Here is a 13,997-nt window from a genome sequence, read left to right on the forward strand (position 1 = left end):
TATTATTTACTTGAGTTAAGCCGTGTGAGGAGGAGGGAGACTAAAATAATGTAGTTTAAAAAACTTTGTAACTAAAGTTGATTGATAATTGGTTTGGGGAGATTTCTTCACCCAAGTAGGAACCGCTTTGTTAGTATGCACTACGGCATTACTGATATTTAAAACAGGAGCCTTTTGATCTTGCAAAACAAAGTCACAAAGTGCACATTCAATATCATCCGTATCATCATTTGTTTCGTAGATGTGCTCTAAAGCATGCAGACCAGAAAGTTTAATGCTAAGAAGTAATAGCAAGAATACTTGACTTATGATATGCTTTAGTTTTGGGTTCAATAAAATGCGTTTATATGTTTCAAGAGCAAATGTAGCGGTTTTTTTTAATAACGCAAATAAGTTGCAATATAATATTAGTTATTTGATTAGGGGTTGATGCTTTTAATGAACGAAGAAAATTCACGTATTGGTATTTATGATGGGGGGTATATTTTGTAAATTTGCTAATTCATAGAATTTTAGGGTTATGGCCATCACAAGAAATACAAAAGCACAAGAGGAGGTGTTAAAGCTTATGGAGCTAAGTAAGCATACGCTTACAGTAGATGAAATTTGTGAACTTGTTCCTCTTAAAGTGAATAAAACAACAGTGTATCGAATGCTAGAACGATTTGTTGCTGCGGGTAAAGTTCATTTTATTACAGATATTGATGGCAAAGCGCACTATGCTTTATGCAATTCTTGTAAAGAACATCATACGCTACATAATCATATTCATTTTCAGTGTACTGAATGTAATCATGTAGAATGCTTACCAACAAAAGTAGAAATACCTGTATTACCCGGATACCAAATGGATGAAACACAGTTTTTAATTGTAGGGGTTTGTAAAGAGTGTAATGGAAAGTAGCTTTTATGTTTTTCTAAGACTCTAATTTATCCAATTCTATTTGGTAGTCGTACTGTAAATCTTCATGTAACTTGGCTAGCGTATTTTTAATCATGCGTAGCTGTGTTTGATAGGTGTTTCTCAATACCGAGTTGCGGGTAAAGCTTGGCTTCATGGTGCGTAATTTTCTGCAAAAATAAAGCAGCAATACTACTTCAGTCTCTTTGTTTTGCGAATACCTAATGTACTTTTTAACTGCAGTTAAGATTTTTCTAACCCCTTTTTTAATAAGGTAATAATTCTTGGTGTTTAAGCCGTCAAATGCTTCATCTATAAATTCTTTTACGCTATCGATGTACCCCTGTTCGTTTTCGGCTTCAAAAAGTAAATAGGTAAGTAATTCTTTATTCTCTTTTTTAAACTTAGCCAGTCGCAAACAAACTTGTAAAAGTTCGTCTTGCGAGTAGTAATTCAGTTCTTTTTTAATAGCAGCTACAGTAGCAGTATCCATATATGAAAATTTGAATTGCTAAAATACGTATTTTGTTCAGAAGGTTTTAAAAGGGTCTGACCATAGGGTTGGTGGCTATAACTAAAATTAAGATTTCAATAACTGATATAAATACATGTTTATTCATTAAAAAGCTTCTTAACTTTGTGTCTTAAAAGTATACCTCGTTGAATCTGAATTTGAAAAAAATACATCAGCAACTTCGTGCATTATGGATTCAGAAGTTCTGGACAAAACCTAATAACCTTTGGGCTTTAAAGGTGTTGGTAAGTATAGCATGTTTATTAATACCTTGTATTATAGCGGGCGAATCTTCTATAGGGGCTACCCTGTCTTTAGGGGTAGTGGCTATGGCACTTTCTGAAACCGATGTACACCCACGTGCAAAGCTAAAAGCGGTATTGGTAACCTACATAGTATTTGTGTTTGTAACCGCTATGGTAGAGTTGTTAAGGTTAAACCCATTAATATTTGGTATTTGGTTGGCTGTGTTTACCTTCAGTTTTACGTTGCTAGGTGGGTTAAGTGCTCGTTATCAAGGTATCACTTATGGTGCTATTTTAATTTCGGTATATACCATGTTGGGGGCAGGTTATGGCCATCCGTGGTACTTTCAGCCTATAGTAATGCCGTTGGGCGGTTTAATTTATGCCATTGTTTCTTTAGGTATTGCCTATGCACATCCGTGGCGTTTGTTAGAGGAACAAATATCTTTTGGATTTACCAAAATGGCAGAATATGTGGCTTTAAAAGCCACATTGTTTCCAAGTACAAAGGATAATCAAGAAGAAATTAGAAATGAGTTAGCGCTTAAAAATATTGAAGTTTCTCAAAAAATAAATCAAATTAAGGCCGACTTGCACAGTTTTGCAGCAGCGTCTTCAGATAAGTCGTTACCACGAATTACCATATTTTTTGACCGATGGTATAAGTTGCAAGAAATACAACGTAGAGCAACTTCTAGCCATGAGGAGTATTATGTGTTAAGTGAACATGCCGAGAATGAGGAGCTGATTACGGGACTAGGACAAATGATGAAGGAAATAGCGAAGGCTATTCAACTATACGGAGATAGTATTCTTACAGAAACTACTTATGAGCACCCGGTAAGTTTAACATGGACCAAAAAGGCATTAACAGAATTGTTTCAGCGTAATAAAGAGAATCCGCAGTATAAGGCGATGTCTTTATTATTTAGTAATATATCTGAGTTAGAGCGTATCCTACAAACCATAGATGATGAAACCTTGGTAACGGAAGCAGATGCTGCTAGTTTTAAAAAGAAACCTGCTTTAGTACCTTTAAAAAAGTTAGCCAATCCTAAGCATTTACGCTTTAAGCATGCCATTCGCTTAATGCTATGTTTGGTAATTGGCTATGTGTTGAAATACTATTTTCAATTTGAGAAAGGAGACTGGATATTGCTTACTTCTATGTTGGTATTACAACAAACTTATTCGGCTACCAGACAACGTATTTTGTACCGTATTTTTGGTACCATTATAGGGGTGGTATTGGGTATTTCAATTGCGCATATAATATCTAATGTGCAGGGACAAATTATTGTATTGCTTATATCTGCGTATTTGTTTTTTAAATATGTTAGAACGGTATATACCATTGCAGTTATTTTTATAACCACCTTTGTATTAGAGATTTTTGATATATTGGGTAATATAGGTGTGTTGGTTATGCAGCCAAGGTTAATAGATACCCTTATAGGTACGGCACTTGCCTATATTTCTATAAGATTGTTATGGCCTAATTGGACGTACAAACAATTACCTGTACTTATAGAAACTGCCATAGGAAAAAATAAACGTTACTTTGATGGTGTGTTTAAACAAGAGGTAGACTATGCTACGTATTTACATTACCAACGTACCGCTAATAATGCCGATAATCAATTAACAGAGGCGTGGCGTGGTATGCGTTTTGAACCTAAGGGAAAACAGAAGTTGTTAGAGTCGGCACGTAACTTTACGTATTTTAATCACTCGTTATTATCTTATATTTCTGCTTTTGGTGCACACCATTACAAGAATCCACTCTCTAAAGAAGAATATAATTATTGTAAGCAGATTTCGGCTTTGTTAGATGTAATACACGAAAACAAGAATTTGTTGTTGTCTAATTTTGAAGCACTCGATGCGCAATCTGCAAACCTTGTGGAAGAACTGAATAGTTTAAAAGAAACTTCAGAGTTAAAGAGTATTGTTATTTTGCATAACATAGCAAAAATAACGCATGAGCTACTTTGGGAAACTAAAAGATTGAATTAACTAGAGGAGTTTACCTGCTTTTTATCATTTATACAGCTCATTTTATATGTTATTTTTGAATATGTAAAAAGATAATTATGGAGACTAATCACATACAAAACGAAATAGATTTACCAGAAAAAACAGAAATACGATATTCTACCTCTACTAATAATTTGTTGTTAGCTGTTTCTTTAGGCTTTATGGTTGCAGGGGTGTACTTGCTTAAATCATATACAGATAAAGTGTATATGTTTTTCGGGTTCTTTTTAGTATTTCTAGGAGCGCATAGAACTTTTAAAAATTGGAAACGTATGCGCGATAAATCTCCAAAAATTGTTATTGATGATAAAGGGATAGCAACTTTTAACAGCGGTTTTAACTCGTGGGAAAACATTAGTAATGAAGAGGTAGTAATGGAAATGGTGGGCAGGTCTAGTAAAGCTTGTTTAAAGTATAATTTTGGAGCAGCTGCAACTTGTGAAAAAATACTTATAGATGAGTTAGATGTTAGCTTTAAAGATTTAGAAGCTATGTTGCAAGAATACAGAATACGCAACAAAAACTTAACAAAAAGTGAAAATTAACCAGATGGTTTAGCAGAGCAAAAATTTTTTACGATTTTTGTTTGTGTTATGAGTAAAGCAACAAATAATAAAGTTAAGGTACTGTTTAGGTATTTCAGTACTATTTTAGATAAAGACGTAGTGGAAACTATGTGGGCAGATATAGTAGACCCAAAGAAAAATGTGTTTAAATTAGATAATATTCCTTTCTATGGGCCACCCATAGCACGTGACGATATTTTTATTGCAAAATATAGTGAGGAGGAAAAAAAGTTAATTTATCATAGAACTATAGAGTCTTCGGGTAATTCTATTGTTTTGGTAGTTGTGCTAAAAAAAGGGTTAGATAAAGAATTACTTAGAAATACGTTTAAAGATTTAAACTGTGAGTCTGAAGGTGTAGGCGATAATTATTTTTCTATGGAAATAAAAGAAAATGTAGATTATACCAAAATTAAAGATATACTACATAAGTTAGAACAAGGTGGGGTAATTAGCTACGCAGAGCCTTGTTTGTCTACAAAGCATAAAAAGGATATTTCAGACGAATAGATATTTAAAAATTAGCACATGCCGCATATACAAGTAAAGTTGATAGAAGGAAAATCGGAAGCATTAAAAAAGGAACTAGCAGAAGAGTTGGTAAAAACAGCAGAAAGAGTTTTGGGCAACAGAAATGAAGCCTTCTCTTTAAGCATTGAAGATTTTTCTTCAGATGATTGGAAAACCAAGGTGTATCCTAAAGATATTATGGAACATAAAGATATTCTGTATAAAGAACCAGGGTATACTATGTAAATTTATATAATAGGGGTTGAGTTTTCAATCCCTATTTTTTTATGGAGTGTGTTGGGGTGCTATTTCTTATAAATATAAAGGCATCAAAATCTGTTGTTGTTTCTATACCATACGGGTATTTCTCAGTAAAACCTCCACCAGCAAAATGAACTCTTTTTTTACTTTTCGGAATTTCATTAGTGGTAATAAAATAAATATCACTTGGTAAGGTTGCTAAATACCCTGATAAGTTTGATTTGTGAGCCTTTTCTATTTCAAATTTATGCAAAACATAGGTTTTCTTTTCATTACTATATTGAGTATCTATAAAACTTCCTTTTTCAAATTCGGTACCTATGGCGTAATAGGCATTATTAAAAATATCTTTTAAGAATTTGCCTGATCTTGTATATCCTTTAGTAGTGTAAAATGAAACATGCCCATTGTGTGCTAAAAACAAACCTTTCGTTTGTGAATTTAAGGCATAGTAAGTTTCAATATTTTTGGCTAAAAATTGATCTCTTGCTTGTGCGTTTTCTTCTATTTTGTTTTGATTTTTTAAATCTAACTCAAGGTTTTGTAGCACGGCATCACATAATAGTTTTATGGTAGTGTTCTTAGAGTTTGCTTGTATGGAGGTTACTATGGGGGTTAGTGTTGTTCTATCTTCATATAAATTGTAACTTGATAAAAAAGGGGTTAGGTTTTTCTTTACAGTAGCATCTTTTATAAGTGCATAAAGTGTATTTATATTTTTGTGTGCTGTCTGCATGTCTACCCCTACAATAGAGATTTGTTGAGTGCTATGAGAAAGGTTATAATTTCTAATCCATTCAATAAAAGCACTCATCTCGGTAGTGGTAAACATAAATTGCCTGAGCTCTTTGGTTACAACACTAAGGGTATCGTTAGCACCTTTTACGTATGCGTCTGCTCTTACGCAAGATCCAGGGTCAGTTTCTAAAAATAGCGTATTAAAATTATGTTCATTAACCAAGTAAGCAAACAAACGATGTCTCATTTTTAAAAATTCAGAAGTGCCATGGGTAGCTTCTCCAAAACCAATCAATTTTTTGTCTTTTATAAAACGGTCTAGTTGGTGAAGGTCCTTATTGTTTTCGTGAGTATAGAGGTAACTGTTAATGGTAATGTACGATGAATTTTGACACCAGATTTTGGTAGTGATCAGTAGTGAAAAACAGATAAATAGAAGTCTCATATTTGTAAACTAAATAGTATTTAAATATAACGTAAAATTATACAAAATTATTAGAGAGCGAGACTTTGGGTATTTACCTAGGTTTAGCCTACTATTCTAATAATCCCATATCATCTTTTAAGTGAACACCTGATATTTTTTTAGTAAGCGAAGCATTCACTAAGTAAAATAATTTTTCAGACGCTTGAATAGGAGGGAGCCCCTTTATTCTAATGTTACTAATGCAATTTCTAGATTCATCGGTAAGCCCTACTTCTGGGGCATAAGTAAAATAAGCGCTCATGCTATCAGGAGATGAAAGTCCTGGGCGTTCTCCAACTAGTATAATACTTAGTTTGGTTTCTAATAAAGCACCAATTTCATCTGAAAGGGCTACTCGTGCATTAGAAGCAAAAATAATAGGAGTAATGGAGATATTGCCTTCCAGTAACTGGGGTATAAAATGATTTAAAAATTGTGCTGCATTTTCATTGACTGCAGCCGCTGAAAGTCCGTTACTTATTATAATAGCAACATCTTTTTGTTTAGAAGTACATTCTTTTAGTTTTGTTTTACTAGGCTCATCTAAAAGTTTGCCAAGATCAGGACGTTTTAAGTAAACTTCCTTTGAAGTAGCTTGCGATGAGGTTTCAATGGTGTCTTTACATACTGGTTGTATGTTATCTTTTATTTTTTGTATTTCAAATGGGGTGAAGATAGCATCTCTAGCAGCAGCGTGGTCTGCCCTAAAGGCAAGTACTTCAGATAGCCTAATAGCAAATCCTGAGGTGGGCAGGTTTACTCTAGCAAACGTATAATCGTTTAGTTGGTCTTTTTTAAGAAGTCCAGATTCGGTTTGTATTTTCGGATGATTTTCAGAATTCATAGCAAGTGGGTTAAGAAGGTAAACGTTCATAAAGCCATTTTTCAAACTCGGGAGCCATGCGTAAATTGAGCAATTTTCTAATATAAGCTGCATCATGATACGAAGTAGATTGATAATTCAACATGATGTCATCTGCTCCGGGAACTCCAATTATATAATTACAGCCTGCGGTTGCTAAAAGCGTTAATAAATTGTCCATGTCGTCTTGGTCTGCTTCCGCATGGTTGGTATAACATATATCAACTCCCATAGGTAGGCCCATTAGTTTTCCACAAAAATGATCTTCTAAACCGGCACGTGTTATTTGTTTACCATCATATAAATATTCAGGACCAATAAAACCTACCACGGTATTTACCAATAAGGGTTTAAATTTTCTTGCCAAGGCATAAGAGCGTACTTCACATGTTTGCTGGTCTACCCCATGATGTGCATTGGCAGATAACGAACTTCCCTGACCGGTTTCAAAATACATTACGTTGTTACTCACGGTACCACGCTTTAAAGAAAGTGCCATATGGTATGCTTCTTCTAAGATGCTTATGTTTACACCAAAACTTTTATTAGTAGCTTCTGTACCTCCAATAGATTGAAAAACCAAATCAACTGGCGCACCTTTTTTCATAAGTGGCATCATGGTGGTAACATGACTTAATACGCAAGATTGAGTAGGTATTTCATTTTGTTGAATAATACCATCTAACATATGTAGTAATGCTTCAGTGGTTTTCAAATTGTCGGTAGCCGGATTGATGCCAATAACAGCATCTCCATTTCCTAAAAGGAGTCCGTCTAAAATTGCTGCGGCAATACCAGTGGCATTATCAGTTGGATGATTTGGCTGTAATCGGGTAGAGAACTGACCTTTTGCACCTAACGAGTTTCTAAAGGCTGTTGGTACTTCACATTTAGAAGCTACATAAATAAGGTCTTGGTTACGCATAAGCTTACAAGTAGCAGCTACCATTTCGGGTGTTAGTCCTAAACTTATATTTTTTAATATTTGGGTAGTTGCAGCATCTGAAAGTAGCCAATCTCTAAAATCGCCAACTGTTAGATGGCTTATAGGGTGAAAAGCACTTTCATTGAAATCATCTATAATTAGTCGTGATATTTCATCGGTTTCATAAGGTATCACTAGATGGCTCAAAAAATGTTTTAGAGGTAATGATGCCAATGCGTATTGAGCAGCTACACGCTCTTTGTTATTAGAAGCTGCTATACCTGCTAGTACATCACCCGACCTGTATGGAGTGGCTTTTGCTAAAAGCTCTTTTAGGTTATCAAATGAATAGGTTGTGTTACCAATGGTTTCTTTAAATGCCATAAATTATTTAATGATACTCTAAAGCTAAGAAAAATAGTTAGTTATCTATTAGATTAATACATGTAAAAAGAATGATATCTCTAGGAGAGCTGTTTTATGTACAATAATTAGGGATATTTGTTTACATTAGGAATTTTATTACAATCAAATTTTATGCAGGAAGATCAATCTAGCAACATATATATAATTTCTATCATACTTTATTTTTTAATTGCATTTGTAATATTGTTAAACGCTTATAAACTGTTAGATTTTATTGCGTTTTATTTTTATAAAAAACCGTTTTTAATCCATTTTCCAGTTTTTTTAAAAGAATTCAAGAACAATGTAAATAAAACGGTGATAGAAGGTAATTTTCCTGTATATAGATACCTGTCTCCTATAAAACAGAAAATATTTAATCACAGAGTAGTAAAGTTTATAGAGTGGAAGGAGTTTGTAGGAATGGATGGTATGGAAGTAACGGAAGAAATGAAAGTGCAAGTAGCTTCATGTGCTGTATTTTTATCGTTTGGAATGCGTTATTATGATATTCCTGCTATAGATACTATTATTATATATCCTGATGTATATTATAGTAACTTAAGTGATGCTTACCATAAAGGAGAGTTCAATCCTATGCAAAGGGCTATTGTTTTATCATGGAAACATTTTTTAATAGGTTTTGAAGATAGTGATGATGGTATAAATTTAGGGTTGCATGAATTTAGTCATGCGTTGTTCTTTTCTAATTTTAGAGAGTCGAATACCAGCGCTGATATTTTTCAGGATGGATTAGAAAGTTTACAACAGATTTATATGAATGAGAGTAAACTTGAAGATCTTAAAAATATTGGTTTCTTAAGACCATATGGGTATAACAATTTTATGGAGTTTTTTTCTGTTTGTGTAGAAATGTTGGTAGAAAAGCCAATTGCTTTTAAGCAATATCATAATGAGTTGTATATGGTTATTATTAGAATGCTAAATTTTTCATTTATCGAGAAAAAAGGTAGATAATCTTTTTTTATTCTTACAATTTGTAAATAACTATGCTACTTTTAGCTGATGTTGTGTTAAATTTCTTAATTTAGCGGCAATACACTTTTTTAAATTATAACTAACAATTCAACATGAAAAAGACTACTCTATTGATTTTAATGTTGTTCATTAGTGCGCTTGGGTTTTCCCAAGTGTTAAATGATGCAGCCAACTGGCCTAACGTAGCATGGAACATCACAGGTTCTTATGGTTCTACGGCAGGTCTTTTTGAAGCGGATCCTACTGTTGATAGTAACTTCGCGTTTGACGATAATCAAGCGGGTTCAGGAGTTGCTAATAGTATTGCGGCAGAGTCTTCGTATATGGATTTAACAGGAGCTTCGGTTTCTGGAGAAATTTATGTTTACGTTGATTTTTCCTATATATATAATCATCAGAACTCAGAAACGCTAGCGTTACAGTATTGGGATTTTGATTCTTCTACATGGGTTACATGGGATAACCTTGCAGATACGGGGTCAACTTTAGGAGACGGAGGTGCCTCTACCACAAATGGTAATGTATATTGTGGGGATGTAGCACATCAAGTAGATTATACATCTGTTGCTTTAGATATTTCTGGATTTAGTGCTACGCAGTTAGCCGGGTTTAGATATCGTTTCTATTTTAACGATAACAATATTTGGGCAAGAGGTTTTTGTATAAGTAGCCCTACTATTTATTCTCAATCTTGTCCGCCGGTATCTAATATTACCTTAAGTGGTATAACAGACACTGCTGTACAAGCTTCTTGGACTCCAGGAGGTAACGAGACAGAATGGGAAGTGGTTGTGCAACCAGCAGGTACTGGTGTGCCATCTGGTAGTGGTACAGTAGCAAATACTAATATTAACTTTCCAACAGCTGGTTTAACAGCTTTAACTAGTTATGAAGTTTATGTGAGAGCTAGCTGTGGTGGTGGAGAGTATAGTATGTGGGAAGGTCCTGTGACTTTTACTACGTACGCAGTTCCTCCAGCAACACCAACAGGTGTTACGTGTGCAACAGGAACCGGTTCTTATATTTTTACAGAAGATTTTGATTCTAATATTGCAGGTTGGACAGGTAATATTAACACAGGTGGTGGTTCTTGGGAAATACCTGACGGAGCTACTTCTGCTGGTACGGGTCCTTCAACTGCTTATAGTGGTAGTAATTTTATGAATTTTGAGGCTTCAGGTGCTAATCCTGCAAACCCTGCTTCAATTGTTACACCTGAGATTGATTTAACAACCGCTACAGGTGATGTAGAACTTTCGTTCTATATGCACGCTTATGGTGGTGGAATGGGAACTTTAGAAGTTGGTGTTGGTACCGCTGCTACAGGTCCATTCACAAATGAATTTACTTGGGTAGGTCAATATCAAACATCAGCTAACCAAGATTGGATAGCCGTTGGGGTAGATCTTACAGCATATGCTGGTCAAGCGGTTTATTTAGAATTTAGACAAACTGGTACAGGAGCTCCAACAGGAGATATGTCTATAGATTATGTTAGAGTACAGGCTTGTGGTACTTACTGTGTAGCACCTTCTACTTTAGCTGCTACTAATATTACAGATACAACAGCAGACTTAAGCTGGGTAGCTAATAATGGTGAAACTTCATGGGAGTACGTTGTACAACCAGCAGGTACTGGTGTACCAACAGGTGCTGGTACTGTAGTAAATACTACACCAGCTGTTCAAGCAACTAGTTTAACTCCTGATACAGCTTATGAAGTTTATGTAAGAGCAGATTGTGGTGGAGGTTTCTACAGTGATTGGTCTTACGTTTATAATTTTACCACAGCTATACAAACTGAATTTACAGTAGACTGTACAGTAGGGCCTACAAACGTAACCTATTGTTATGGTAATAACGATACTACTATGTTTACGTTTACCGCTACTGACCCTACCATATATTTAACAGCAGTATTTAACTCTGGTAATGTAGAGAACAATTCTGATGAAATTATAGTTTATGATACAGATGGTACTACTATCTTATATCAAGGATATGGTAATGCAGGTGACTTAACAGGTTTAGAAATTCAATCTTCTGGTGATACTATTTACATTCAAGTACAATCAGATGGTGTAGATAGTTGTGAAGATGGTGCTACAGGTGCTACTTTAGATTTTGATGTATTCTGTACAACATGTATTAATCCTACAGCTACATATAGTATTCTTCCAAACTGTTCTGTTCAAAATCAGATTTTTGAATTTTATGTTGAGGTAGAAATCACCGATATGGGAGATGCTACTTTATTAAATATAGATGATAACATGGGAGGGGCTACACAAACAGCTTCTGCTCCTGGTACTTTAACTTTTGGTCCTTACACCAATACAGTTTTAGTAAACTTTACAGTAGCTAATGCTAACGATCCTAACTGTGTTATAACAAGTGCTGATATGACTCAGGATGATTGTCCTCCTACAACAGATGCTTTATGTCAGAGTATAGATGCAGGTGATGATATTGATACTGATTGTGCAGCATTTGTAAATGGAGTTGACTTAGATGCAGACTTTTTCTTAACAGGAACTAGTACAACAGCATACCAATTAAGTAGTGTTTCATGTCAACCACAGGTGAACCCTGGGGTTCCAACTAACTTAAATATTGATGATAGATATTCGTCAGTACTTAATATGACCTTTGATTTCTGTTATTTTGGTAACACCTACAACCAAATTGTAGTAGGAGCAAACGGAGTAGTTTCTTTTGATACTTCATTAGCTGGAGCAACTTGTCCTTGGGCATTTACAGCATCAATACCGAGTCCAAACTTACCTACAAATGCTATTTTAGGGGTTTATCATGATATACACCCTGGTGTAGGTGGTGACATTGAATATATAATTAGTGGTACGGCACCAAACAGAACGTTTACTGTTAATTTCTCTAGTGTACCTCACTTTAGTTGTAATAACATTGTTTCTACAACTCAAATTGTATTGTATGAAACTAGTAATGCTATTGAAATTAATATTTTAGAAAAGCCAACATGTAGTTCTTGGAACTCAGGTAATGCAGCTGCTGGTCTTCAAAATATAGATGGTACTATTGGTTATTTCCCACCAAATAGAAATACAGGGCCATGGTCAGTTCCTGCATCTGCTCCAGAATCTTGGAGATATGTACCTGCAGGTCCTGCTAACTACACTTTTGAGTGGGTTGATGCAGCAGGTAATACAGTAAGTACAGATTCTGAAACTACAGTATATCCTACAGAAACAACCACCTATACAGCTATTGTTACCTATAACCAGTGTGATGGTACTTCAGCAAGTCTTTCTGATGACGTTGTTGTGACTATTGATGATACTGTAGATTTAGGTGCTCCAGCAGCTTTAGAAGCTTGTGATGAAGCTCCTAACGATGGTGATGCAGTATTTGATTTGACAACACAGGATCTAGTAATTCAAAATGGTATTGTAAACGCAACAGTTACTTATTATACATCTCAATTAGATGCTGAAGGTGGTGTAAATGCTATTACAGACCCAACTACTTATTTGGGTACTGATGGGGAAACCATTTATACAAGATTAGATTTAGATGCTTCTCCTTGTTTTGGTGTAGGTCAATTTGATTTAATAGTGAATCCTGCTCCTGAGGTGCTAATGCCAGATACAACGAAGTTCTTCTGTGAAGATCTTACGTTACAACCAACCATTACGAATGCTACTGACTTAAGTGGAACATTTACTTACGAGTGGTATGATGATGGAGTATTAATAGCTACCGCTACTGGCGATTCTTATGTATTAGTAGCAGACGGAACTGAAGAAGGTGTGTTTACTGTAGTGGTTACAGATCAGGTAACCGGATGTTCTACTAGCACTAATTTTAATGTTACTATAACGGGTAACATTACTGCTGAACAACCAGATGATATTGTAATTTGTGATGATATTTCTAACGATGGTTATGCAGAGTTTGATTTAACTAGTCAAGATGCAACTATTATAAATGGACAACCGAATACAGTAGTTACGTATTATTTAAACGATACGGATGCCCAAGCTGGTGCAAACCCATTAACATCTCCGTTTACAAATACAGAGTTTGAAATGCAAACTATTGTAGCTCGTTTAGAAGAAACAACTTCTGGATGTACCGACTTTATAACATTTGATATTTTTGTTTACAATACACCTATTTTAGATTTTGAACCATATTACGATGTTTGTTCTAATGGTATTACAGCTACTACCTTAACACCAAACATTCTTGGATTTAGTGTTACAGATCCGGGAGTTACATTTACTTGGAGCTTAGATGGTACTGTGTTAGCAAATGAAACAGGTAGTACATTAGATGTGCTAGATGCTGGTTTATATGCTGTAGAAGTTACTACTGAAAACTGTACTAATTATTTTGAAGTATTAGTTGAAGAAGCAGACGACTGTTTTATACCTCAAGGTATTTCTCCGGGCGGAACTTCTCCAGGACAAAATGACACGTTTGATCTTGATGGGTTTGAAGTTTCAAAACTTCAAATATTTAACCGTTTAGGTGCTGAGATTTATACATTCTCTGATTATACAGACGAGTGGCACGGACAAGATAAA

12 protein-coding genes are annotated in these 13,997 nt (G+C 34.9%); 7 read left to right on the forward strand and 5 right to left on the reverse strand.

Annotated elements, in window-relative coordinates; all coding sequences use genetic code 11:
* Positions 1–15: 15 nt before the first annotated feature.
* A complete protein-coding gene (locus Y10_RS07500; protein ID WP_281764737.1) occupies positions 16–333 on the reverse strand; it encodes a hypothetical protein in 318 nt (105 codons plus the stop codon).
* A 187-nt stretch (positions 334–520) separates the two neighbouring features.
* On the opposite strand from Y10_RS07500, the gene Y10_RS07505 reads away from it, so the two are divergent.
* A complete protein-coding gene (locus Y10_RS07505) occupies positions 521–904 on the forward strand; it encodes a Fur family transcriptional regulator (RefSeq protein WP_281764738.1) in 384 nt (127 codons plus the stop codon).
* A 13-nt stretch (positions 905–917) separates the two neighbouring features.
* Here the strand turns inward: Y10_RS07505 and Y10_RS07510 are convergent, their stop codons facing one another.
* Positions 918–1,394, reverse strand: coding sequence for a hypothetical protein (locus Y10_RS07510; protein WP_281764739.1), 477 nt, complete (start codon positions 1,392–1,394; stop codon positions 918–920).
* A gap of 179 nt (positions 1,395–1,573) precedes the next feature.
* Between Y10_RS07510 and Y10_RS07515 the strand changes: the two genes are divergently transcribed.
* The 4 genes from Y10_RS07515 to Y10_RS07530 all read left to right on the forward strand — a co-directional run bounded on the left by Y10_RS07515 (position 1,574) and on the right by Y10_RS07530 (position 5,019).
* Positions 1,574–3,676, forward strand: coding sequence for an FUSC family membrane protein (locus tag Y10_RS07515; protein WP_281764740.1), 2,103 nt, complete (start codon positions 1,574–1,576; stop codon positions 3,674–3,676).
* 77 nt (positions 3,677–3,753) lie between these two features.
* Complete coding sequence (locus Y10_RS07520) at positions 3,754–4,242, forward strand: hypothetical protein (RefSeq protein WP_281764741.1); 489 nt, start codon at positions 3,754–3,756, stop codon at positions 4,240–4,242.
* 48 nt (positions 4,243–4,290) lie between these two features.
* Entirely contained in the window at positions 4,291–4,773 is a 483-nt protein-coding gene (locus Y10_RS07525) for a DUF4265 domain-containing protein (protein ID WP_281764742.1), read from the forward strand.
* An 18-nt stretch (positions 4,774–4,791) separates the two neighbouring features.
* On the forward strand, positions 4,792–5,019 hold the full coding sequence (locus Y10_RS07530) for a tautomerase family protein (protein ID WP_281764743.1): 228 nt from the start codon (positions 4,792–4,794) through the stop codon (positions 5,017–5,019).
* A 31-nt stretch (positions 5,020–5,050) separates the two neighbouring features.
* On the opposite strand, the gene Y10_RS07535 is transcribed toward Y10_RS07530, so the two are convergent.
* The 3 genes from Y10_RS07535 to Y10_RS07545 all read right to left on the reverse strand — a co-directional run bounded on the left by Y10_RS07535 (position 5,051) and on the right by Y10_RS07545 (position 8,409).
* Positions 5,051–6,217 (reverse strand): erythromycin esterase family protein, encoded by a 1,167-nt coding sequence (locus Y10_RS07535; protein ID WP_281764744.1) that lies wholly within the window; start codon positions 6,215–6,217, stop codon positions 5,051–5,053.
* Between the two features lie 91 nt (positions 6,218–6,308).
* Positions 6,309–7,112: an ethanolamine ammonia-lyase subunit EutC gene (gene eutC / locus Y10_RS07540; RefSeq protein ID WP_281764745.1), complete on the reverse strand. Its 804-nt coding sequence runs from the start codon at positions 7,110–7,112 to the stop codon at positions 6,309–6,311.
* Complete coding sequence (locus Y10_RS07545) at positions 7,093–8,409, reverse strand: ethanolamine ammonia-lyase subunit EutB (protein ID WP_281764746.1); 1,317 nt, start codon at positions 8,407–8,409, stop codon at positions 7,093–7,095. Before Y10_RS07545 ends, eutC begins: the two co-directional genes overlap by 20 nt.
* Before the next feature lie 153 nt (positions 8,410–8,562).
* Between Y10_RS07545 and Y10_RS07550 the strand changes: the two genes are divergently transcribed.
* Entirely contained in the window at positions 8,563–9,408 is an 846-nt protein-coding gene (locus Y10_RS07550; RefSeq protein ID WP_281764747.1) for a zinc-dependent peptidase, read from the forward strand.
* Positions 9,409–9,521: 113 nt separating this feature from the next.
* A partial coding sequence (locus Y10_RS07555) for a fibronectin type III domain-containing protein (RefSeq protein ID WP_281764748.1) occupies positions 9,522–13,997 on the forward strand: 4,476 nt, incomplete at its 3' end.

The organism is Neptunitalea lumnitzerae, from assembly GCF_027924185.1.
Taxonomy (GTDB): Bacteria; Bacteroidota; Bacteroidia; order Flavobacteriales; family Flavobacteriaceae; genus Neptunitalea; species Neptunitalea lumnitzerae.